The 19,588-nt window shown below is 59.5% G+C and carries 21 protein-coding genes; 7 read left to right on the top strand and 14 right to left on the bottom strand.

All coding sequences use genetic code 11. The features are described from left to right. Positions 1-74 precede the first annotated feature (74 nt). Positions 75-908 (bottom strand): undecaprenyl-diphosphate phosphatase, encoded by an 834-nt coding sequence (locus ACRQ1B_RS10345; RefSeq protein WP_432293483.1) that lies wholly within the window; start codon positions 906-908, stop codon positions 75-77. Between the two features lie 527 nt (positions 909-1,435). Between ACRQ1B_RS10345 and ACRQ1B_RS10350 the strand changes: the two genes are divergently transcribed. Further along, entirely contained in the window at positions 1,436-2,761 is a 1,326-nt protein-coding gene (locus tag ACRQ1B_RS10350; RefSeq protein ID WP_432293484.1) for a peptidoglycan L,D-endopeptidase MepK, read from the top strand. A gap of 15 nt (positions 2,762-2,776) precedes the next feature. Here the strand turns inward: ACRQ1B_RS10350 and ACRQ1B_RS10355 are convergent, their stop codons facing one another. The 3 genes from ACRQ1B_RS10355 to mutS all read right to left on the bottom strand — a co-directional run bounded on the left by ACRQ1B_RS10355 (position 2,777) and on the right by mutS (position 6,038). After that, complete coding sequence (locus ACRQ1B_RS10355) at positions 2,777-3,067, bottom strand: type II toxin-antitoxin system RelE/ParE family toxin (RefSeq protein WP_432293485.1); 291 nt, start codon at positions 3,065-3,067, stop codon at positions 2,777-2,779. Beyond that, positions 3,060-3,323 carry a type II toxin-antitoxin system ParD family antitoxin gene (locus ACRQ1B_RS10360; protein WP_432293486.1) on the bottom strand — a complete coding sequence of 88 codons (264 nt, stop codon included), beginning with the start codon at positions 3,321-3,323 and terminating at the stop codon, positions 3,060-3,062. Before ACRQ1B_RS10360 ends, ACRQ1B_RS10355 begins: the two co-directional genes overlap by 8 nt. A 66-nt stretch (positions 3,324-3,389) precedes the next feature. Then, a complete protein-coding gene (gene mutS / locus ACRQ1B_RS10365; RefSeq protein WP_432293861.1) occupies positions 3,390-6,038 on the bottom strand; it encodes a DNA mismatch repair protein MutS in 2,649 nt (882 codons plus the stop codon). Positions 6,039-6,249: 211 nt separating this feature from the next. Between mutS and ACRQ1B_RS10370 the strand changes: the two genes are divergently transcribed. The 4 genes from ACRQ1B_RS10370 (at position 6,250) to ACRQ1B_RS10385 (ending at position 9,470) form a co-directional block, all read left to right on the top strand. Beyond that, the gene (locus ACRQ1B_RS10370; RefSeq protein ID WP_432293487.1) at positions 6,250-8,529 is read left to right on the top strand and encodes an NADP-dependent malic enzyme; all 2,280 of its coding nucleotides are present in this window, start codon (positions 6,250-6,252) and stop codon (positions 8,527-8,529) included. A gap of 83 nt (positions 8,530-8,612) precedes the next feature. Further along, complete coding sequence (locus ACRQ1B_RS10375) at positions 8,613-8,792, top strand: type II toxin-antitoxin system Phd/YefM family antitoxin (RefSeq protein ID WP_432293488.1); 180 nt, start codon at positions 8,613-8,615, stop codon at positions 8,790-8,792. Between the two features lie 17 nt (positions 8,793-8,809). Continuing rightward, on the top strand, positions 8,810-9,055 hold the full coding sequence (locus tag ACRQ1B_RS10380; RefSeq protein ID WP_432293489.1) for a type II toxin-antitoxin system prevent-host-death family antitoxin: 246 nt from the start codon (positions 8,810-8,812) through the stop codon (positions 9,053-9,055). A gap of 1 nt (position 9,056) precedes the next feature. Further along, positions 9,057-9,470: a hypothetical protein gene (locus ACRQ1B_RS10385; RefSeq protein ID WP_432293490.1), complete on the top strand. Its 414-nt coding sequence runs from the start codon at positions 9,057-9,059 to the stop codon at positions 9,468-9,470. A 45-nt stretch (positions 9,471-9,515) separates the two neighbouring features. Here the strand turns inward: ACRQ1B_RS10385 and olsB are convergent, their stop codons facing one another. The 5 genes from olsB to ACRQ1B_RS10410 all read right to left on the bottom strand — a co-directional run bounded on the left by olsB (position 9,516) and on the right by ACRQ1B_RS10410 (position 15,258). Then, positions 9,516-10,388 carry a l-ornithine N(alpha)-acyltransferase gene (gene olsB / locus ACRQ1B_RS10390; protein ID WP_432293491.1) on the bottom strand — a complete coding sequence of 291 codons (873 nt, stop codon included), beginning with the start codon at positions 10,386-10,388 and terminating at the stop codon, positions 9,516-9,518. Between the two features lie 92 nt (positions 10,389-10,480). Then, on the bottom strand, positions 10,481-12,610 hold the full coding sequence (locus tag ACRQ1B_RS10395) for a hybrid sensor histidine kinase/response regulator (protein WP_432293492.1): 2,130 nt from the start codon (positions 12,608-12,610) through the stop codon (positions 10,481-10,483). Positions 12,611-12,683: 73 nt separating this feature from the next. After that, positions 12,684-13,205 carry a signal peptidase II gene (gene lspA, locus ACRQ1B_RS10400; RefSeq protein ID WP_432293493.1) on the bottom strand — a complete coding sequence of 174 codons (522 nt, stop codon included), beginning with the start codon at positions 13,203-13,205 and terminating at the stop codon, positions 12,684-12,686. Between the two features lie 11 nt (positions 13,206-13,216). After that, positions 13,217-14,065 (bottom strand): TrmH family RNA methyltransferase, encoded by an 849-nt coding sequence (locus tag ACRQ1B_RS10405; RefSeq protein WP_306837896.1) that lies wholly within the window; start codon positions 14,063-14,065, stop codon positions 13,217-13,219. Next, the gene (locus ACRQ1B_RS10410) at positions 14,062-15,258 is read right to left on the bottom strand and encodes a class I SAM-dependent methyltransferase (protein WP_432293494.1); all 1,197 of its coding nucleotides are present in this window, start codon (positions 15,256-15,258) and stop codon (positions 14,062-14,064) included. The genes ACRQ1B_RS10405 and ACRQ1B_RS10410 overlap by 4 nt, the downstream gene beginning before the upstream one ends. 161 nt (positions 15,259-15,419) lie before the next feature. On the opposite strand from ACRQ1B_RS10410, the gene ACRQ1B_RS10415 reads away from it, so the two are divergent. Next, entirely contained in the window at positions 15,420-15,860 is a 441-nt protein-coding gene (locus tag ACRQ1B_RS10415; protein WP_432293495.1) for an SRPBCC family protein, read from the top strand. A 40-nt stretch (positions 15,861-15,900) separates the two neighbouring features. Here ACRQ1B_RS10415 and ACRQ1B_RS10420 read toward each other — a convergent pair whose 3' ends face one another. The 5 genes from ACRQ1B_RS10420 to sppA all read right to left on the bottom strand — a co-directional run bounded on the left by ACRQ1B_RS10420 (position 15,901) and on the right by sppA (position 18,604). Then, positions 15,901-16,566: a Fic family protein gene (locus ACRQ1B_RS10420; RefSeq protein ID WP_432293496.1), complete on the bottom strand. Its 666-nt coding sequence runs from the start codon at positions 16,564-16,566 to the stop codon at positions 15,901-15,903. Continuing rightward, positions 16,563-16,766 carry a hypothetical protein gene (locus ACRQ1B_RS10425; RefSeq protein ID WP_432293497.1) on the bottom strand — a complete coding sequence of 68 codons (204 nt, stop codon included), beginning with the start codon at positions 16,764-16,766 and terminating at the stop codon, positions 16,563-16,565. Before ACRQ1B_RS10425 ends, ACRQ1B_RS10420 begins: the two co-directional genes overlap by 4 nt. Positions 16,767-16,856: 90 nt before the next feature. Further along, positions 16,857-17,189, bottom strand: a complete 333-nt coding sequence (locus tag ACRQ1B_RS10430; protein WP_432293498.1) for a LapA family protein — start codon at positions 17,187-17,189, stop codon at positions 16,857-16,859. A gap of 125 nt (positions 17,190-17,314) precedes the next feature. Next, positions 17,315-17,620, bottom strand: a complete 306-nt coding sequence (locus ACRQ1B_RS10435; RefSeq protein ID WP_306837888.1) for an integration host factor subunit beta — start codon at positions 17,618-17,620, stop codon at positions 17,315-17,317. A gap of 24 nt (positions 17,621-17,644) precedes the next feature. Continuing rightward, a complete protein-coding gene (gene sppA / locus ACRQ1B_RS10440; RefSeq protein WP_432293499.1) occupies positions 17,645-18,604 on the bottom strand; it encodes a signal peptide peptidase SppA in 960 nt (319 codons plus the stop codon). A gap of 307 nt (positions 18,605-18,911) precedes the next feature. On the opposite strand from sppA, the gene lptC reads away from it, so the two are divergent. Continuing rightward, positions 18,912-19,577 carry an LPS export ABC transporter periplasmic protein LptC gene (gene lptC / locus ACRQ1B_RS10445; protein WP_432293862.1) on the top strand — a complete coding sequence of 222 codons (666 nt, stop codon included), beginning with the start codon at positions 18,912-18,914 and terminating at the stop codon, positions 19,575-19,577. The last annotated feature ends 11 nt before the right edge of the window (positions 19,578-19,588 follow it).

The following is a 19,588-nucleotide window of genomic DNA, read 5'->3' on the forward strand; positions in this document are numbered from 1 at the left end:
GTTCATGCAAATCCTTCGACCTGCGGTCGAACCTCCATTTGGAGGGCCCGGCCAAAGCCAGCCCCAATCTCTCATCAAATCGGGCTGACCACGCCGGTCAACAGCAGGCCTAGGAGCACCACGCCGATGACCAGACGGTACCATACGAACGGCATGTAGCTCTTGGTCGAAACCAGTTTCAGGAACCAGACGATGACCGCGTAACCGACCACGAATGCGATCACCGTGGCAAGGGCCGTCGGGCCGGCGGCGACGGCGGTTTCCTCACCCATCGTCTTGAAGAGCTGATAGAAACCCGAGCCGAACACGGCGGGCACGGCGAGAAGGAAGGAATAACGGGCGGCGGCTTCACGTGTGTAGCCCATGATCAGGCCGGCGGTGATGGTGCCGCCGGAGCGGGAAACGCCGGGGATGAGCGCCATCGCCTGCGCAAAACCGAAGATGATGCCATCGCGCCAGATCAGTTGCCTCAACGCGTATTTCTTTTTGCCGATGCGATCCGCCCAGCCGAGGATGAGGCCGAAGACGATCAGCATGACGGCGGTGATATACATGTTGCGCAGACCGTGTTCGATCGCATCCTTGAAGAGCAGGCCGAGCACGATGATGGGAAGCGAGCCGATGATGATCAGCCATCCCATGCGGGCGGCATCCTTGTCGTAATCACCGACACGAAAGACCTGCCGCAGCCATGCGGTGGCAATGCTGATGATGTCCTTCCAGAAATAGACGAGAACAGCGGTTTCCGTGCCGAGCTGTGTGATGGCCGTGAAGGCTGCGCCCGGATCGGTGCCCGAGGGCAGGAATTCGCCGAGGATACGCAGGTGCGCGCTCGAGGAGACCGGCAGAAATTCGGTCAATCCCTGCACAAGTCCAAGAATGGCGGCATCGGTCCAACTCACGCTCATGGCAACTCCAGGGTTCTGTCTGACAGGGGGTATGATTTTGCGGAAGGAAATAGGCGAATTTTGAATAGCTCAAGTGCGGCGCGATACCATTTTCAAGCGCCTGTCTTTCGAACCGGCAATGTGACGATTGTATGATTTTCGAACATTTTCATGCGCAACGCGGCGACACGCCTGTTCGAAGTGGAGCGAAGGCCGGCCGTCGGCACGATGGACAGAATGGTGTGCATGCGATGGTCGAATTCTCCGTATCACGAGGAGGATCGGCAGGCTTTGTTGCAACGCACAATAATCATGCCTTTCCGCAATAGCCAGTACAAACGAAACAGACTCGGATTTCGCCGATATGACAGTTTGGCGAAGGGCTAACCTCTTATTAGGAAATTATTGACCATAATTGCTGATCCGCGGCGCTCTTAAGGAGTGTCAAATGTCCCGCGTAATCTGGGTTTGCAGTTGTCATGGTGGCGTTCGAGTTTCCGCACGGCGTTTCGGTCGTAACTTCCTTTTGCCGAGATGTCGCAACGCGAATGTGCCGTTCTCTGACGCGGCCGGCCAAGGGTCTGGCCGCCGGCCTGCTGGCACTCCCCCTGCTGATGGCCAGCAGTGGCTTTGCTGCGGCTGAGACGCGATCCCTAAAACTCTATTTCACCCATACGGGCGAGCGCGCCAACATCGTTTACAAACGCAATGGCCGTTTCGACCAGAAGGGCCTGAACCAGATCAACCGTATCCTGCGCGACTGGCGCCGCAACGAGCCGACCAAGATGGATCCGCGCCTGCTGGATCTGGTCTGGGAAGTGTATGATCGTGTCGGCGCCAGGGATTACATTCACGTGGTTTCGGCCTATCGCTCACCGCGCACCAATAACATGTTGCGTGGACGCTCCCGCAATACCGGCGTTGCCAAGAAAAGCCAGCACACGCTCGGCAAGGCGATGGACTTCTTCATTCCGGGCGTAAAAATCTCGACGTTGCGCGCCACCGCCATGCAGATGCAGGTGGGCGGCGTCGGCTATTACCCGACTTCCGGTTCGCCTTTCGTGCATCTGGACGTGGGCAGCGTGCGTGCATGGCCGCGCATGTCGCAGACCGAATTGGCAAGACTTTTCCCGAATGGAAAGACGCTGCATCTGCCGACCAATGGGCGGCCGCTGCCGGGTTATCAGCAGGCGCTGGCCGATTACAAACGCCGCGTCGGCGCGCGTTCGATCAAGATTGCCGCCACCGCCGAGGATGACGACGATGATGCAGCACCGGTCATTGCGCGTGGTCGTTCTCGCGACGCCGATGATAGCGGCCTCGTGACCGCCATGCTGCCGACACCGACAAGCCGGGCACAGGCAGCGCTGGACATGCAGAGCAAGTTCGGCGGCAGCCCGAAGGAAAAGACCGAGATTGCGCAAAAGCGCGAGGAAAAGCAGGTGGAACTGCTGACTGCCGCGATTCCCGTGCCCTCGCCGCGACCGAAGGCGGTCGAGACGACGGATTTGCCGCCGGACAATATCGTGGTTGCCTCGATCGGCCCGATCCCGGCACAGCGCCCGACCCTGCCCGCTCCCGTTTCAAAACCTTTCGGCGATCCTGCGATCCGTCAGGATCTGGCAAAAATCCGGGTACTGAAGGATGCGGCTCCTGTCAGCGGCACGGCATCGACCGAACCCGTCGCGATCCGCTCGCTTGCGCATTGGGCGCTGCTTTCACCTGGCCAGCGCGTTGCGATGAAACCGCCGGTTCTGGTGAAACGCTCGCTGGAAACCGAGCCGGGTGCGGCCACGGAGAGCGTGGCTCAGAAGCCGATGGCGCATGGGGGCGCGTTCGATTTCGGACGGTTCAGTTTTGGGGATGAGGGGTAAGGGTAGCGCGCTTTCTCAGGCGATCCAGCTTGATGGATCGCGCATCCCATGCACGATGGTAACGACCTCGACACCGCATTTCGTCGGCTCGTATATCGCGACGTAGCGTCCTTCGACCAGCATACGCGCCACGTCGCCAATGTCTGGTCGAGCCACTCCGATTTCCGGATGAGAGGCAGCACGTTTGAATTTTGCGACAAGATGGCTCAGAAAACGATCGGCCGCGGCTTCGTTATGAACTGCAATGTCATGCCAGATGTCACGCAGCTGTTTTCTTGCATGCGGTGACAGCCTGTATCTAGCCATTGTGAGAACGCCGCTCGGCCTTCAACTCCTGCAAAAACAGTTCGGGATCAAACTCCTCCGCCTCCCCACTCGCTTTGCCCAATGCATATTCACGGCGTAGGAATTCGAGTTCCAGAGCATCAGCCTTGGCCTCCTGCTCCACCAGCCGCAGCCCCTCGCCCAAAACCTCGCTGGCATTCTGGTAACGGCCGGATTTCACCAGACGATCAATAACCTCGGCGTGATGTTCGGTCAAAACGACATTGCGGGTGGGCATGGCTGGGCCTCGCGGCTGTTGTGCGAAGCCCATCATAACAGAATGGCATAGTATGCCAATGTGCCCCTATTTCTCCGCCAACTGCTTCCTCAGCGCATAAAGCGCGTCCATCGCCTCGCGAGGGGTCATGTCATCCGGGTTGAGAGCCTTCAGCGCTTCCTCGACCTTGGACGGACCACGGCGCGTTTCTTCCTTGCGCACGGCGATCTGGAACAGCGGCAGGTCGTCGATCAACTGACTGGCCGGGTTCTTGCGATCTGAATCTTCCAGCTTGGTCAATACGTCGCGGGCGCGTTCCACCACCGCATCCGGCAGGCCGGCCAGACGCGCAACCTGAATGCCGTAAGACCGGTCGGCGGCACCGGGGCCGACTTCGTGCAGGAAGATGACCTCGCCATCCCATTCCTTCACCTTCATGGTGGCGTTGGAAAGGCGATTGAGCTTTTCCGAGAGAACCGTGAGTTCGTGAAAATGGGTGGCGAACAGGCCACGGCAGCGGTTGGCTTCGTGCAGGTGTTCAACGGCGGCCCATGCGATCGACAGGCCATCGAAGGTGGCGGTGCCACGGCCGATCTCATCGAGAATGACCAGCGAGCGGTCCGTCGCCTGATTGAGGATGGCGGCAGTTTCCACCATTTCCACCATGAAGGTGGAACGGCCACGCGCCAGATCATCCGATGCGCCGACGCGGGAGAACAGGCGGTCGACCACGCCGATATGGGCGGATGCCGCCGGCACGAAAGACCCCATCTGGGCGAGAATGGCGATCAATGCGTTCTGGCGCAGAAAAGTCGATTTACCGCCCATGTTGGGACCGGTGAGCAGCCAGAGCGCGCCGAATTCGCCGCCATCGCGGGGTGAAAGGTCGCATTCATTGGCGATGAAAGCACCGGCCGACTGGCGGCGCAAAGCCTGTTCGACCACCGGATGGCGGCCGCCTTCGATGGCAAACATGCGGCTGTCATCAACGATCGGGCGGCGATAACCCCATTCTTCCGCCAGCATGGCAAGACCGGCCGCGACATCGATGATGCCGAGCGCGCGGGCGCCGGCCTTGATGGCCTCGGCCTGTTGCGTCACCGCATTGGTCATGTGGGTGAAGGCTTCGAGCTCGATGACCAGCGCCTGGCCGGCGGCATTGGCGATGCGGGTTTCGAGATCGGCCAGCTCCGTCGTGGTGAAACGCATGGCGTTGGCCATGGTCTGGCGATGGATGAATCGGGCTTTTGCTTCCGGCGTATCGGTCATCGGTCCGGCATTGCCGGCGGTGACTTCGATGAAATAACCGAGCACGTTGTTATGCTTGATCTTAAGCGACTTGATGCCGGTCTCTTCCGCATATTCCAGCTGCAGGCCGGCGATCACCTTTCGCGACTGGTCGCGCAGAGCGCGGACTTCGTCGAGTTCAGCATAAGCGCCATCGGCAACAAAACCGCCATCGCGCTTCAGGAGCGGCAGTTCCTGCGCCAAAAGGCCGGAAAGCAGGTTTTCGACATCATCCGGCAGGGCGGCGAGCGCTGCCATCGCCTCTTCCAGTTCCGGCGGCAGCATGACCTGCGACAGGCTCTGACCGACGGTGCGGGCGGCCTGCAGGCCGATGAGGATGGCGCCGAGATCACGCGGGCCACCACGATCGAGTGCAAGACGCGACAGCGCGCGCGGCATGTCGGGCACATGTTTGAGGCCGGTTCGCAGATCGGCGCAGAGAGATGGCTCATCGATCAGGAAGGAGATGGAGTCGAGACGGTGGTTGATGACTTGCGGGTCGGTCAGCGGCGACATCAGCCGTTCGGCGAGAAGTCGTCCGCCACCACCGGTGACAGTGCGGTCGATGGCCTTGAGCAGCGAGCCGTCACGGCTGCCGGCAAGCGTTTTTGTCAGTTCCAGATTACCGCGCGTGGCGGGATCGATGAACAGGGTGGAGTTGCCGCTTTCGCGCTCCGGTCGGCCGAGCGGCGGGCGTTCGGCAATCTGGGTCTTTTCGACATAAGCAACGGCGGCGGCGGCGGCGGCCAGTTCTGCGCGCGAGAATGTGCCGAAGCCGTCGAGGGTTTCGACACCAAAATAACGGGTGATGCGGCTTTCTGCCATGGCGCTGTCGAACAGCACGGCGGGCTGCGGCACGGCAACACGGCCGAGCACGTCAAAAACCGGCTTCAGCTCGGGATCATGAAACAGAGCATCGGCGAGGATGAGTTCGCGCGGCTCGATACGGAGGATATCGGCGAGCAGACGCGCGTGTTCGGTTTCGGCCACGCGAAAAACGCCGGTGGAAATATCGATCCAGGCAAGTGCCATCTGCTGTTCGCCAGTGCCACGAATGCGGGCAAGCGTCATCAGGTAATTGGATTCGGAGGCGACGAGCAGTTTTTCCTCGGTCAGCGTACCGGGCGTGACGAGGCGCACGACATCGCGTTTCACGACAGATTTCGAGCCGCGTTTCTTGGCTTCGGCCGGATCTTCGATCTGTTCGCAAACGGCGACACGATACCCCAGCGAAATCAGCTTCTGCAGGTAATCATCGGCAGCATGGACCGGCACGCCGCACATTGGGATATCATACCCCATATGCTGGCCGCGCTTGGTGAGCGTAATGCCCAGTGCGCGCGAGGCTTCCGCCGCATCATCGAAGAACAGCTCGTAGAAATCGCCCATGCGGTAAAACAGCAGCGAGCCGGGATTGTTGGCCTTGATCTCGATATATTGTTCCATCATCGGGGTGGCCGAGGCACGGCTTTCCTCGGTGATAAGGCGGGCAGTATCGAGCGTGTCGGTCGGCAGGCGTTGCAAATCGATGGTCCGTTTTGTGTTGCTTCCGGGAAAAGGCGACCTTATCGATGATAGACCCGGAAACACAACAATGGCGGCGGCAATCCGGCCTTCTGCCCACATGATACTGACAGAAAAACAGGGAAACGGAGACACCATGGCAGCAGACAAGACGCCCAAGGGCCGCGCATCGGTTACAGACCGCGAGGCGCTCGACTTCCACGCCAACGGCCGCCCCGGCAAGCTGGAAATCACCCCCACCAAGCCGATGGCGACACAGCGCGACCTGTCTCTGGCCTATTCTCCCGGCGTTGCCGTGCCGGTGAAGGCGATCGCCGAGGACCCGGCAACCGCCTATGATTACACGACGCGCGGCAACATGGTGGCCGTGATTTCCAACGGCACCGCAATTCTGGGTCTCGGCAATCTCGGCGCGCTGGCATCGAAGCCGGTGATGGAGGGCAAGTCGGTCCTGTTCAAGCGCTTTGCCGATGTGGACAGTATCGACCTTGAAGTCGACACCGAAAATGTCGACGAGTTCATCAATTGCGTGCGTTACCTCGGCCCCTCTTTCGGCGGCATCAATCTCGAGGACATCAAGGCGCCGGAATGTTTCATCATCGAAAGCCGCTTGCGCGAGCTGATGGATATCCCGGTTTTCCATGACGACCAGCATGGCACGGCGATCATTGCCGCCGCCGGCCTGATCAATGCTCTGGAGCTGACCGGCCGTGACCTGAAGACCACCAAGCTGGTCTGCAATGGCGCCGGTGCTGCGGCGATTGCCTGTATCGAACTGATCAAGGCGATGGGTTTTGCGCCGGAAAACATCATTCTCTGCGATACCAAGGGCGTGATCTATCAGGGCCGCACCGAGGGCATGAACCAGTGGAAATCGGCACATGCGGCAAAGACCGACCGCCGTTCGCTGGAAGAGGCCATGAAGGGCGCGGACGTGGTGTTCGGCCTTTCGCAGAAGGGCGCGTTTACCGAAGAGATGATCCGCTCGATGGCGGACCAACCGATCATTTTTGCCATGGCCAACCCGGACCCGGAAATCACCCCGGAAGAAGTGGCACTGATCCGCGATGACGCGATCATGGCGACCGGCCGTTCGGACTATCCGAACCAGGTCAACAACGTGCTGGGCTTCCCCTATATTTTCCGCGGAGCGCTGGATGTGCGCGCCGTGCAGATCAACGACGCGATGAAGATTGCCGCCGCACAGGCGCTGGCCGATCTCGCCCGCGAAGATGTGCCGGACGACGTGGCCGCCGCCTATCAGGGTGTTCGCCCACGCTTTGGCGCGCAGTATATCATTCCCGTGCCCTTCGATCCGCGCCTGATCTCGGCCATTCCGGTTGCTGTCGCCAAGGCGGCGATGGAGAGTGGCGTGGCACGTCGCGATATCACCGATCTGGCCGCCTATGGCCGCCAGCTTTCGGCCCGTATCGACCCGATCGCCGCCAATACCCAAGATATTTACGAACGTGTACGGCAATATCCGAAGCGGGTCGTGTTTGCCGAAGCGGAAGAAGAACAGGTCATGCGCGCCGCAGTGTCCTATATGGCGCAGGGGCTTGGCACCGCGATCCTGCTCGGTCGCGATGACGTCATTCGTGCAACGGCGGAAAAGGCTGGCATCGAACTCGATCGTCCCGGCATCGAAATCGTCAATGCGCGTATTTCGAACCGCGTGGATGTCTATATCGACTACCTCTATGAACGCCTGCAGCGTGAAGGTTATCTGCTGCGCGACGTACAGCGCCTGATCCATAACGACCGCAACCACTTTGCCGCCTGCATGGTGGCGCTGGGTGATGCGGATGCGATGGTGACGGGCACGACCCGCAACTATGCCTCAGCATTGCAGGACGTGCGCCGCTGCATCGACGCCAAGCCGGGCCACAAGGTGATCGGCGTGTCGATGGTTCTGGCACGCGGGCGAACAGTGTTCGTCGCCGATACTGCCGTGCATGACATGCCGACGGCAGAGGATCTGGCCGAGATCGCAATTGAAGCCGCCCGCGTCGCCAAGCGTATGGGGCATGAGCCGCGTGTGGCGATGCTGGCCTATTCCACCTTTGGCCAGCCGATCGGCGAACGTTCGGAGCGGGTCCGCGAGGCGGTCAAGATCCTAGACGGACAGCGGGTCGATTTCGAATATGACGGTGAAATGGGGGCCGATGTGGCGCTCAATCTCGAGCGCATGCAGCAGCAATATCCGTTCTGCCGCCTGTCCGGTACGGCCAATGTTCTCGTCATGCCGGCGATCCATTCGGCGGCGATATCCACCCGCATGCTGCAGGAGCTTGGCGGCTCGACCGTGATCGGCCCGCTTCTGGTCGGCCTAGACAAGTCGGTGCAGATCGCCCCGATGGGCGCCAAGGACAGCGATATCGTCAACATGGCGGCGATCGCGGCCTATAACGCCTGACGTCACGCGGCAGCCGTCCGCTTGAATGGCAACCGCGAGTGGATTACCTTGCATGAACAAGGTCCACTCGCGGAATGTCGCTCATGAAGACCGTCAATATTCAGGAAGCTCAGAAAAACTTGTCGCGCCTTCTGGAAGAGGCCGCGAAGGGTGAGCCGTTTGTCGTTACGCGTGAGGGGAAACCGTCGCTGAAGGTGACGGTGGAGGTGATTGATGAACTCCTGCTGCAAGACAATCAGGTCGATACAGTGCACGAAGACTGATCAGGAGATTGCTTATCATGGCAAGTTTCACACTCGCCGAACTGGGCCATAAGTCGAACGAGGTGGCCGAAGCGACCTCTGACGGCCCGGTGGAGATCACTGCACAGGGCAGGCGCAAATTCGTGCTGATGACAGTCGAGCAATTCGACCAGATGCGGAGAGGCGGCAACCAGAAAGCCCACCACGCCGATGATGTCGAACCGCGTGAACGTGAAGAGTTGATCATGGCGCTGGAAAGCATGGCCGAGAAAGGCAACTCATAGGATGAGTAGCTTCGCCCATGGCGACGTCATTCTCTATTCCTACCTTTGGGCTCGCGAATATGATCGCGGCGAAGAAAGTGGCCGCAAAGCCCGGCCAACCTGCGTTATGCTGATCATGATCGGCTCAGACGGCCGCAATAAGTCCCTGCTGTTTCCCATTACCAGTCAACCGCCAGGATCGGATCGGTGGGCGATTGAAATCCCGCCCGTTGAGGCACGTTCGGCAAACCTGCGAATGCCTGCCTGGGTCATTGTCGATGAATTCAATACCGATGATCTCGCGGCATCTTTCGCAGTCGAGAAACAATCGCCGCTTGGTCACTTCAGCAAAGGGTTCATGTCAAGGATCGCCGCAGAAGCAGCAAAAGCAATGCGGGCAGCATCTGCCCGCACTATTCCTCGCGGCACCCTGTAACGGCGCAATCCGGGAAATCGTGGTGACTACCCGGCACCAGGCGTTTTAGCTCGCAAACCGCCCGGCATCGGCGCCAAAATGGTTGATATAGCGGCCGGAGATGACAGCGATCGGCAGAACGATCAACACATCCGTGGTGTTGAAAGCCTGATCGACAACGGCGCCGTCACCGATCATCGCGCCAAGGCGCAGATAACCTTTCACCAGCGGCGGCATGGCCGAGAGCGCCTGACGCGGATTGATTTCTTCGGCTGGGATCATGTTCATGTTCCGGTAGAGATCCGGCTGGGCAGAGACCATCCACTCATCCTTCACCTGCGAATTGTGGTGCAGGAAGGAGAGCGCCAGCGCGTGTTCCTGCGGGTCGATGCCCGGGAAAGAGGCGCAGCCGAACATGGCATCCATGCCGTGTTTAAGCGCATAGGCCCAGTTACCCTGCCAGAGCAGTTCGACCGTGCGTTTGGTGCGATAGTCCGGCAGCACGCAGGAGCGGCCGAGCTCCATGAACTGTTTGCCCGGATGACGGGCGAGAAGCGGCGCGAGATCGAATTCCGATGCCGAATAGAAGCCGCCATGCGCCATGGCCACTTCCTGGCGCAGCAGACGATAGGTGCCGACGATCTGGTCTTCGATATCACCTTCGATGGCATGATCCAAAACGAGAAGATGGTCGCAGATATCGTCGAACGCATCGAAATCGCGCTGGCGCCGCATGGCTTCCGCCGGCAATTGCGCGCCCATTTCCTCAACGAAGACACGATAACGGACAGCCTGCGCAGCGTCGATCTCGCGGGAGGATCGAGCAAGGCGGGTTTCGAGAGAGCCTATCCGGCCGAATACGTCCGTGCCCGCAGAAACCTGCGGAACAAGCTGGTTAGTTTCGATGGTGACGCCCCGAGCAAGCAGTTCGACAGTCATATTGGATCGCCCATATTAGCGCTTCGATGGCTGTCATAAATCATTTCCATGCGACATTGCCGTGACAGTGTTTGTCACATTGGCTGGCGACGTCAAGATGCCTGGCGCATGGCTGCCGTACCGAATTGACGCACCACTTCATTGAGCCTGTCGGGCGAGACGGGCTTCTCCATCACCTGGGCGGCACCGGCTGAAAGCACCTGAACATGCTGGCTCAGGCGCCCTTCACCGGTAAGGATGATGACGGGCAGCGTTTCACCACGACCGTTCGCGGAGGATGTGATGGCGGCAAGCGCCTGGGCAATCTCGCCGCCCGGCATATGCATGTCGGAGATGACAAGATCAGGCGGGTTATCCCCACAGGCGGCGGCCAGAAGCGACGGGAAGTCAGCAACCCGCGTGACGCTGTGGCCGGAGCGCTTCAGGATGGTCGAATAAAGCATCGCACTGACGGCATCGTCTTCCGCCAGAACAATGGACAGGCCGGACGGGGTTGCCGGTGTGGTTTCCCCGGACTTCGGCACGTCAGGGGTTTCGACAGGTGCCAGCGCTGACGGTTCGCGACCGCCAAGACGTCCGCGCAGGACATCGATCAGCGTGCGTTCGCGCAAGGGACGGATGAGCCAGGCATCGTAAAGTTCCTGCGGCTGGCTGCCACGATCTTCCGGATTGACGAGCAGGATGCGCCGCAGACCGTCATGAACCAGCGTTCCGGCCGGTCCGCCTGCAAGACGGTGATCGACGATGAGATCGGTGAAGCCATCCGCCCTCCTGCCCTTTTCCTCGATCAATGTCTCTGCCTCTGCGCTGCCGCCGACCTGAATGCAGGTGCCGCCCAGTGTTTCGATCAGGCCGATGATGGCGGACGAAGACGGGCCTTCCGGCGCCAGCAGCAGCACGCGAGAGGGACGCAAGGCCTCGGCTCGGCCAGATGGCTGGGCGCGCGTGCCCTCAACAAAAGCGGCAGCACTTTCGGTCGGCGCCAGCGGCAGGCGGATGGTGAAAGTGGAGCCTACACCCTTCTCGCTTTCCACGGATAGAGAGCCGCCGAATTCCTGAACGATACGATGCGAAATGGCCATGCCGAGACCGGTGCCGCCGCTGCGAGCTTCGGCAGAGCCCGCCTGTTCGAATTCGCCAAAGATGCGGGCCTGTTCTTCCGCCGTCATGCCGGGGCCGGTGTCAGATACAGTGATGACGACGTTATCCGTTTCCGGCCAAGCGCGGATGAGGACGCCACCGGTCTGCGTGAACTTCACTGCATTGCCGATGACGTTGAACAGAACCTGTCGCAGGCGGGCGGGATCGAAATCGTGCAGGTCCGGCAGGTCGGACATGACGGTCGCGCCGATTTCCACCTGCTTTTCGTGGGCGCGCGGGGCCAGCATTTCCACCACGCTTTCGATCAACTGACGCAGGTTTTCGGCGCGCGTGTTGAGCTTGAAGCGGCCGGCTTCCATGGTGGAGTAATCGAGAAGGTCATCGACCAACTGGGCGAGTGCCTGCCCGGCCTGACGGATGCCGCCGATATAGTTCTGCTGCTCCGGCGACAGATGCGTGCGGCCGAGAAGCTGCCCCATTCCGAGAATGCCATTGAGCGGTGTGCGCAATTCATGCACGACCGTGGCAAGCTGGCGGGACTTTGTGAGATTGAGGGCTTCGGCCTTCAGCCGTGCCACATCCTGCTCTTCGCGTGCCAGCCGTTCCTCGGTAACATCTCGGGCAAAGCCGTGCAGCAGAACATTGCCGTCAGCGTCGCGGACGGGCACATCGCGCCACCAAAGAATGCGGAGGCCAGACGGACCGGTGATTTCGAGGTCGCGACCGGTGAGTGTCGGTTCTGCCAGATCGATCGTTCGGGCGGACTGGGCACGGGCATGAAAACCAAGCCCTTCGAGCGTGCGGCCTTCCGGTGCATCACAACGGGTCAGGTTGCGGAAGATGCCATTGGCGCCGACGATGCGACCATCGGCCGTGCGGGTGACGGCGACTTCGCCGAGAGCATCGGCAAGATTGGCAGGATCGATGGACGGAGCAGCAACGGAAACCGGCGCTTCGCGGTGACTGCCGAGACGGGAAAAGAAGTTCAGCCAGGCCGGGCTTGGCGGTGCTTCCGAAACGGTCTGTTTTGGAAAGGAGATTGGAGCCGCAGCATCATTGCGCGCGCGCTCTTCCCCGGACGGTGCCGGGGCACCGAAGGCAGCGATCAGACGATTTTGCATGTCGGCTATCTTGCGCATGCCTCAGATCTAACATGCGCTTCCTTCCGAATGCTTTCGGGCGAAGGTTAACGGTTTAGATTTTTGGCTCTTCGGGTTTCTTGCGCATCGAGCCCAGAATTTCATCCAGAATGACACAGCCGGCACCGATGGTAATAAAGCTGTCTGCGAGGTTGAAGACGGCAAACGACCAGGTCGACGTGTAGAACAGGATGTAATCGATCACGTGCCCGTAGAGGAAACGATCGAACAGGTTGCCGAGCGCACCGGCGATGATGAAGGCAAAACCGGCATGCGCAAAAGTGCGGTCTGCCGGGGTGCGGCGCCACAGCCAGATGACGAAGGCGCAGATGGCAAGGCGCATGGTGACGATGAACCAGCCATCCATGTGATCGAGCATGGAGAAGGCGACGCCGGTATTATAGGTGCGGTAAAGTGCCAGCATGGGCACGACACCGACCGCCTGCTCGAGCGGCAGATAATGATCGACCGCGATCTTGATGATCTGGTCGAGGATGAGGGCAATGACGATGAAGATCGCGATCGGCAGCGGCCGCGAAAGAAGCGTCGGTCGAAGCGGGGCGGTTTCGGTCGTCATGCCGGTCCTTTTCAGATTTTCAGGAGATGGCGGCGGGCTTCGAACAGCATGACCGCCGTTGCCACCGCAAGATTGAGACTATCCGCCAGACCCTGCTGCGGAATGCGCACCAGACGGGTCGCCGATTTCGCAAGATTTTCCGGCAGGCCCGACTGTTCGTTGCCCATCAGGATCACGACCGGCTTTTTCGAATAATCGACCGTGCGGTAATCGACAGCGCCGGCCAGATGGGTCGCCACCAACTCGGTGCCGGCGTGTTTCTGCCAGGACAGGAATTCATCGACCGAGGCACGGATCAGGGGCGTCGCAAAGATCGAGCCCATGGTGGCGCGAACGGTTTCGAGCGAGAACGGATCGGTGCATTCGCCGACCAGAATGACTCCGGAAGCACCGGCCGCATCAGCGGTGCGGATGATCGTGCCAAGATTGCCGGGGTCACGCACGCGGTCGAGCGCCACAAAGGTCTGGCCGTTTTCCGGGCGGATATCCGACAGGCGGGTCCAGCGGCTCTCGAAAATGCCGACGACCATCTGCGGATTATCGCGGCGGGTGATCGACGACAGGACCTTTTCGCTGACTTCCAGCACGAGGCCGCCATTGGCAACGGTTTTTGCCGCCACCTGTTCGACCAGCGGCTTGCCCTTGGCGGCCTTGGCATAAACCAGCGTGCGGATCTTCCAGCCGAGTTCCAGTGCATCGATGACCAATTTCAGGCCCTCAGCCATGAACGTGCCGGTCTCCTCGCGGGTCTTCTTGTCGGACAGCGCCTTGATGTCCTTGACAATCGGGTTGGCGAGGCTGGTGACTTCCTTCACCTGGCCAACGCGGCGCGGGCCTTCTCTACGATAATCTTCGGTCATTTCGGCACCCAGCGGGAAAAGAGGGAGGTGGAGAGAGCGCGGCCATGATCCTCGCCGTTAATGCCGGCTTCGCGGATGACGAGTTCACCGGATTCGACAACGCCGCCGGCGCCACGCATGGTTTCGCGCATCAGTTCATGAATGGAGTAAAAACTGGCGCGGATGGAATAGGCGGTCAGCACCAGACCGAGGGCCTTTGGCGACAGCAGCTCGCGACAAATATCCAGCATGTTCGGCAGATGCTCGAACAGATGCCAGACCTCGCCATTCGGCCCACGCCCGAACTTTGGCGGATCGGTGAGAATGATATCGTACTTGCTGCCGCGGCGTTCCTCGCGCTGGATGAACTTCATGGCATCCTCGCAGATCCAGCGGATCGGCGCCCGCTCGAGACCGGCAAGTGCCTGATTTTCACGCGCCCAGCCGATCGCCTTTTTCGAGGCATCGACATGGGTGACCTCCGCACCGGCACCGGCGGCCACCAACGAAGCGACGCCGGTGTAACCAAAGAGGTTCAGCACCTTCAGCGGACGATCGGCTTTCTCCTGCCGCTCCTTGACCCAGGCCCAATGGACGATCTGCTCCGGGAACACGCCGACATGGCGGAAGGATGTAAAACGGCCGAGGAAATCGATGCCGAGCAGCGATAGCGGCCAGGTTTCGCCGAGTGCGTTTTTCGGGAACCGCCAGCGGCCCATGCCGTCCTCGTCGGTATCGCCGGTGAAAACGGCATCAGCATTGTCCCAGACATGATCGGGCAGAGCCGGCTTCCACAGCGCCTGCGCTTCCGGGCGAACGATCCGGTAGGGACCGTATTGTTCCAGTTTGAGGCCGTTACCCGTGTCGATCAGATGAAAATCGCCGGCACCGGTGGATTCGAGAATGACGGGGATGCGTTCGGGCGGGCGCTCGCCGCTGCGCTCGATCATCGGGCGCTGTTCGGCGGTCGCCGCCTGTCGCGCTTCGGCTTCGCGCAGATTGCCGAATTGCGCGTGTTCGTTGCGCTGGGGGCGCGGCTTTGCTTCGCTGCGCTGCTCCGGCGCACGTGCGGGCTTCTGCGGCTTTGCAGCGACATTGGGAGATGCGTGACGCTCGCTGCGGGCAGCAGCAGGTTTTCCACCCGCCTTGCCGGCTGGCTTTCCTGCCGGTTTACCGGCAGGGCGCGATCCCGGTCGCCGTTCCTTGTTCTTCATGGTCATTTTCCCGAGCACGATCAGGCCGATCCGGTCGGGCCTTCCTTTATCTGGCGTGCAAATAGCATTGCCGCGCCCCTTGGCAAAGGGCTTTCCATTTCGCAGATACGTGACAAAAGACAGGATAAGCGGCGCGACCGCAGAAAAGAAGGAGCAAGCCCATGGACGTGACCGGCGAGGAACGCATCAAAGCGCCACGCGACAGGGTATGGGCCGGGCTCAATGATGCCGAGATATTGAAGCGCTGCATTCCCCATTGCAAAAGCCTGGAATGGCAATCGGACAACGAACTCGCCGCCGTGATCCGCATCAAGCTCGGTCCGATCGCCAGCAATTTTTCCGGTACGATCACGTTGTCGAACGTGAACGCCCCTGCAAGCTACCGGCTTTCGGCAGCCGGCAAGGGCGGCATTCTGGGTTTTGCGCAAGGGGCGGCCGACGTGGAACTGATCGAAGACGGCGACGAGACCATATTGCGTTACGTGGCGGCGGCGGAACTCGGTGGGCGGCTGGCGCAGCTTGGCGCGAAACTGATCGGTGCTGCGACACAGCGACTGGCGGCGCGGTTCTTTTCGGATTTCAATAATGCGGTGAGTGGGTGAGCATCGTTTAACGGCCGCACGTAACCTGAGCTGAGAAACCCTACTCGAAATGTTTACCGGTCGCCGTTTCCAAGACACCCATCAGCTGCTTGGCCAGCATACTTTCTATCAAATCCTCCATCTTTGAAACATCGACAATGCCAACCGAGGCGGCTTGATCGGCACTTTCGAGCGCGGAGAAATAAGGATGCCTGTTATCAACGATCTGATCGGGTATCGTCTGGCGACCGGGCAAGAGCATGCCGATCCTGACCGACAGCACCAGATACGATACCATTCGAGAGGTACGGCCATTGCCGTCACTGAAGGGGTGGATCCAGTTCAGGCGCCACATGACATATGAGGCGAGATGCACGGCGGTTCTGTCCCACCAGTGATCGTTTACGTAGTCGCAAAGTTCCTCGATGAGCTCCGGCACTCGATGCGCTTCCAGAGGCTTGTGCCTGCTTCCCAAGATGGCGACATCGGCGGGCCGAAAATTTCCGGCGTAATTGCTGATACCTTCAAGCGCTGCACGGTGAAGCGTCAAAATGGCAGAAGGGCGAAGCTTCCACGCGTCACCCCTGTCAATTGCTTCGATAATCATGGCGCATGCACGATCGAATTGAATAAGGCCATTCCTGACCTCTACTTCCGCGCGCTTTTGTGCATCTTGGATCAGATGCGCTTCAGCCGCCACACTGTGACGACGCTCTTCTTCGCTCATTTTTGCCGAGCTGCTCCAACCTTTAGGTCGTCGGGAAGCGGCATCTCGTCAGCGATACGATCAACCATCTCACGGGTAATCACACCATTTTCGAAATGAGTATTTCCATAAGCGAAACTGCGGCGCTGAACCTCCAGATCGCTTTTCGTCTGGGGAACTTTACCAGCAGCCTCTATCAGATTTCTGAGAGGCTCGTTCATGTCGATATCCTTTTCTCTTTCCATAGATACCCATTCCGGATTGCTGGCAATCCCGGCATTTCAGGGACAAATTTTGATTTCGTCGGATTATTACTTGATCCGCAACTGCTTCGCCTCGACCGGCGAGATCGACGGTTTGCCGTTCTGCTGCCATTTCATGGCTTCGCGGGCTTCGGTGCGGGCCTGTTTGCGATAGCGGCCCTGGTTCCACCAGGTCACCATCGAGCCGACACCCATGCCGAAAATGACGGACAGGAAGAGAAGCACGAAGAGCGGTGCCGAGACCGACAGCACGCTGTCCTGCGGCTGGAACGGATTGAGCGCGAGCGTGACGCTCTGACGGTTGGCAACGCAAAGCACGATCAGCAGGATGCCGAGTGGTACAAAAATCACGAGATTGGCGATTTTCCTGACCTTTGTCATGGTCCCTCTCATCATTTTTGTCTTCAACAAGCGGCCATTTCAGCCGACGGCCGCAAACTTCGGCCGCCCTACTGAACTAGGTCCAAATATCCGCTTTTCAAGCGACGTGACGGGCCGCGATCGGCTCAGTCGGCATCTTCTTCATCCGCAAGATCGGGGTTCAGCCGCTCGCGCAGTTCCTTGCCGGTCTTGAAGAAAGGCACCCACTTTTCCTCGACGAACACGGTTTCGCCGGTGCGCGGGTTGCGGCCGGAGCGCGACGGACGGTTTTTTACCGAAAACGCCCCGAAGCCGCGAAGTTCCACACGGTTGCCGGCGGCAAGCGCGTCAGTGATCTCATCGAGGACGGCGTTGACGATATTTTCCACGTCACGGTGATAAAGATGCGGATTGCGGGCCGCGACGATCTGCACCAGTTCCGACTTGATCACGATCTTCCCCCAGAAATCATTGAATTATCTGTCACTACCAACCTGCCAAACGGAAACGAGACCGTCAAGGAACAACTTCTCGGCGCCCCATCGCTGCAGCGATTCGGGCGAAAGATCCATTTCAATGCCCATCAGTCGTGCGGCATGGCCGACGACCATCGGAAGCGAAAAGAACGAACCTTCATCCTTTTTCTTCCATTCCAGCACGGGCAAGCCTTTTGCAACACCCTTGGTCTCGAGCCAGTCGCGAATTTCCTTATCGCCACCAAGCTGATCGATCAACTTGAGCTTGAGCGCCTGCCGGCCGGTATAGATCGAGCCATCGGCAAGCTTCAGGGTTTCCTCGCGCGTCAGGCCGCGACGTTCTGCCACGAGATCGACGAACCAGTCATAGCTGTCCATGATCATCGAGCGGATCATCGCGGTCGCTTCTTCGCTGGCCGGATGGAATGGCGAGGGTTCGGCCTTCAGCGGCGCCGACTTGATTTCCTGATGCGAGACGCCGAGCTTTTTCATCAGCTCGTCAAACTGCGGGTACTGGAAAATCACGCCGATCGAGCCGGTGATCGAGCTTTCTCCCGCGATGATCATGTCACCCGCAGACGCAATCATGTAACCTGCGGATGCGGCAAGGGTGCGGATATCCGAAACGACGGGCTTCTTTTCGGCTATGGCGCGAATGGCCTTGAAGGTGCGCTCACCGCCATAGGTGGTGCCACCCGGCGAGGAGATCGACACGATGACCGCCTTGACCTGATCGTTATTGGCGATCCGGTCCAGCCGTTCGAAAAGCTCGGTATTGTCAGTGATCATGCCGGAAATTTCGACGCGTGCGACATGCGGCCGCATCGTATCCTTCTGATCGTTTGCAGCAAAACGATAGAAGGAAAAGCCGATGGCAACGACCAGAATGAAGGCGGCAATACGCCAGAAGGTCACTTTGCGGCGCAGACGCCTGCGGTCGGCATAGGCCATTTGATCCATGATGGTCTTTATTCCTCGTCACGTCGATTGATGAATGGCGACTGGTCACCGGTCCTAAAACCTTTCCCGAGAAAAAGGAACCGGCCCGGTAAAAATCAAGGGTGCGCAACGCTATAACGAATGGCTAAACACCTATAACGGTGGCGCTTGGCACATCAAACGATTGCGAGTACACGTATTTGTGTCGTCCATTATTGTTTGTTGATGATTAATCGCCATATTCAAGGTTCAGGACGCCGGCTGCCACGCGCCGCGGCCATTCGCTGATAAAGAATGCGGACGCATAACCGACTGCTGGAGAAACCCGCTGCAGACCCTTACTCAATCCGCCCCCGCAAACGATGCCGCGCTTCGGCAGACCAGAGCCTACAAGCTGGCCCAGGCGCATTCGACGCGCGTGAAAAGGCTGAAAGTGTTGCTGCCGGTCGCCGCACTGATCATTTCGCTCATCTTCATCGGCGTATCCTTCATCCGCACCTTTCTGCCGGAAAACCTGACGATCCAGAGCGCCAAGATCGAAGACGGCAAGATCGTCATGGAAAGCCCCGCGATCGCCGGCCGCAATGACGACGGCGTCAGCTACTCGATGACGGCAACGCGGGCGCTCCAGGATCTGCAGAACCCCAACATGATCTCGCTCGAGAACGTCAAGGCGGCGATGCCGATGAGCAAGGATGTCATTGCCCGCGTGGTGGCAAGTGCAGGCATTTTTGACCGCGCCAGCGACCGCATGCAGTTGACCGCACCATTCGACGTGAACCTCAGCAACGGCCTGACGGCAAAATTCCAGTCGGCCAATATGGATGTGAAAGCGGGAACGCTCGAGACGCCCGACACAATAACAATCTCCACTCAGGAAGCGTCTATTGTTGCAGACTCGATGAAGATAACGGATAAGGGAAAAACCATTACCTTCACAGGCGGGGTCCGGGTCGATCTCGAAGCCGCCTCGCTCAACAACCAAGATAAATAGAGCCCGGCCAT

Origin of the sequence: Endobacterium panacihumi, from assembly GCF_050847465.1 — a bacterium.
In the GTDB taxonomy this organism is placed as follows: Bacteria; Pseudomonadota; Alphaproteobacteria; order Rhizobiales; family Rhizobiaceae; genus Neorhizobium; species Neorhizobium panacihumi.

Bases quoted from the DNA above. Each gene is read 5' to 3' on its own strand.
- ACRQ1B_RS10345 (WP_432293483.1), bottom strand. From the start codon at position 908: ATGAGCGTGAGTTGGACCGATGCCGCCATTCTTGGACTTGTGCAGGGA.
- ACRQ1B_RS10350 (WP_432293484.1), top strand. From the start codon at position 1,436: ATGTGCCGTTCTCTGACGCGGCCGGCCAAGGGTCTGGCCGCCGGCCTG.
- ACRQ1B_RS10355 (WP_432293485.1), bottom strand. From the start codon at position 3,067: ATGGCTAGATACAGGCTGTCACCGCATGCAAGAAAACAGCTGCGTGAC.
- ACRQ1B_RS10360 (WP_432293486.1), bottom strand. From the start codon at position 3,323: ATGCCCACCCGCAATGTCGTTTTGACCGAACATCACGCCGAGGTTATT.
- mutS (WP_432293861.1), bottom strand. From the start codon at position 6,038: ATGATGGAACAATATATCGAGATCAAGGCCAACAATCCCGGCTCGCTG.
- ACRQ1B_RS10370 (WP_432293487.1), top strand. From the start codon at position 6,250: ATGGCAGCAGACAAGACGCCCAAGGGCCGCGCATCGGTTACAGACCGC.
- ACRQ1B_RS10375 (WP_432293488.1), top strand. From the start codon at position 8,613: ATGAAGACCGTCAATATTCAGGAAGCTCAGAAAAACTTGTCGCGCCTT.
- ACRQ1B_RS10380 (WP_432293489.1), top strand. From the start codon at position 8,810: ATGGCAAGTTTCACACTCGCCGAACTGGGCCATAAGTCGAACGAGGTG.
- ACRQ1B_RS10385 (WP_432293490.1), top strand. From the start codon at position 9,057: ATGAGTAGCTTCGCCCATGGCGACGTCATTCTCTATTCCTACCTTTGG.
- olsB (WP_432293491.1), bottom strand. From the start codon at position 10,388: ATGACTGTCGAACTGCTTGCTCGGGGCGTCACCATCGAAACTAACCAG.
- ACRQ1B_RS10395 (WP_432293492.1), bottom strand. From the start codon at position 12,610: ATGCAAAATCGTCTGATCGCTGCCTTCGGTGCCCCGGCACCGTCCGGG.
- lspA (WP_432293493.1), bottom strand. From the start codon at position 13,205: ATGACGACCGAAACCGCCCCGCTTCGACCGACGCTTCTTTCGCGGCCG.
- ACRQ1B_RS10405 (WP_306837896.1), bottom strand. From the start codon at position 14,065: ATGACCGAAGATTATCGTAGAGAAGGCCCGCGCCGCGTTGGCCAGGTG.
- ACRQ1B_RS10410 (WP_432293494.1), bottom strand. From the start codon at position 15,258: ATGAAGAACAAGGAACGGCGACCGGGATCGCGCCCTGCCGGTAAACCG.
- ACRQ1B_RS10415 (WP_432293495.1), top strand. From the start codon at position 15,420: ATGGACGTGACCGGCGAGGAACGCATCAAAGCGCCACGCGACAGGGTA.
- ACRQ1B_RS10420 (WP_432293496.1), bottom strand. From the start codon at position 16,566: ATGAGCGAAGAAGAGCGTCGTCACAGTGTGGCGGCTGAAGCGCATCTG.
- ACRQ1B_RS10425 (WP_432293497.1), bottom strand. From the start codon at position 16,766: ATGAACGAGCCTCTCAGAAATCTGATAGAGGCTGCTGGTAAAGTTCCC.
- ACRQ1B_RS10430 (WP_432293498.1), bottom strand. From the start codon at position 17,189: ATGACAAAGGTCAGGAAAATCGCCAATCTCGTGATTTTTGTACCACTC.
- sppA (WP_432293499.1), bottom strand. From the start codon at position 18,604: ATGGATCAAATGGCCTATGCCGACCGCAGGCGTCTGCGCCGCAAAGTG.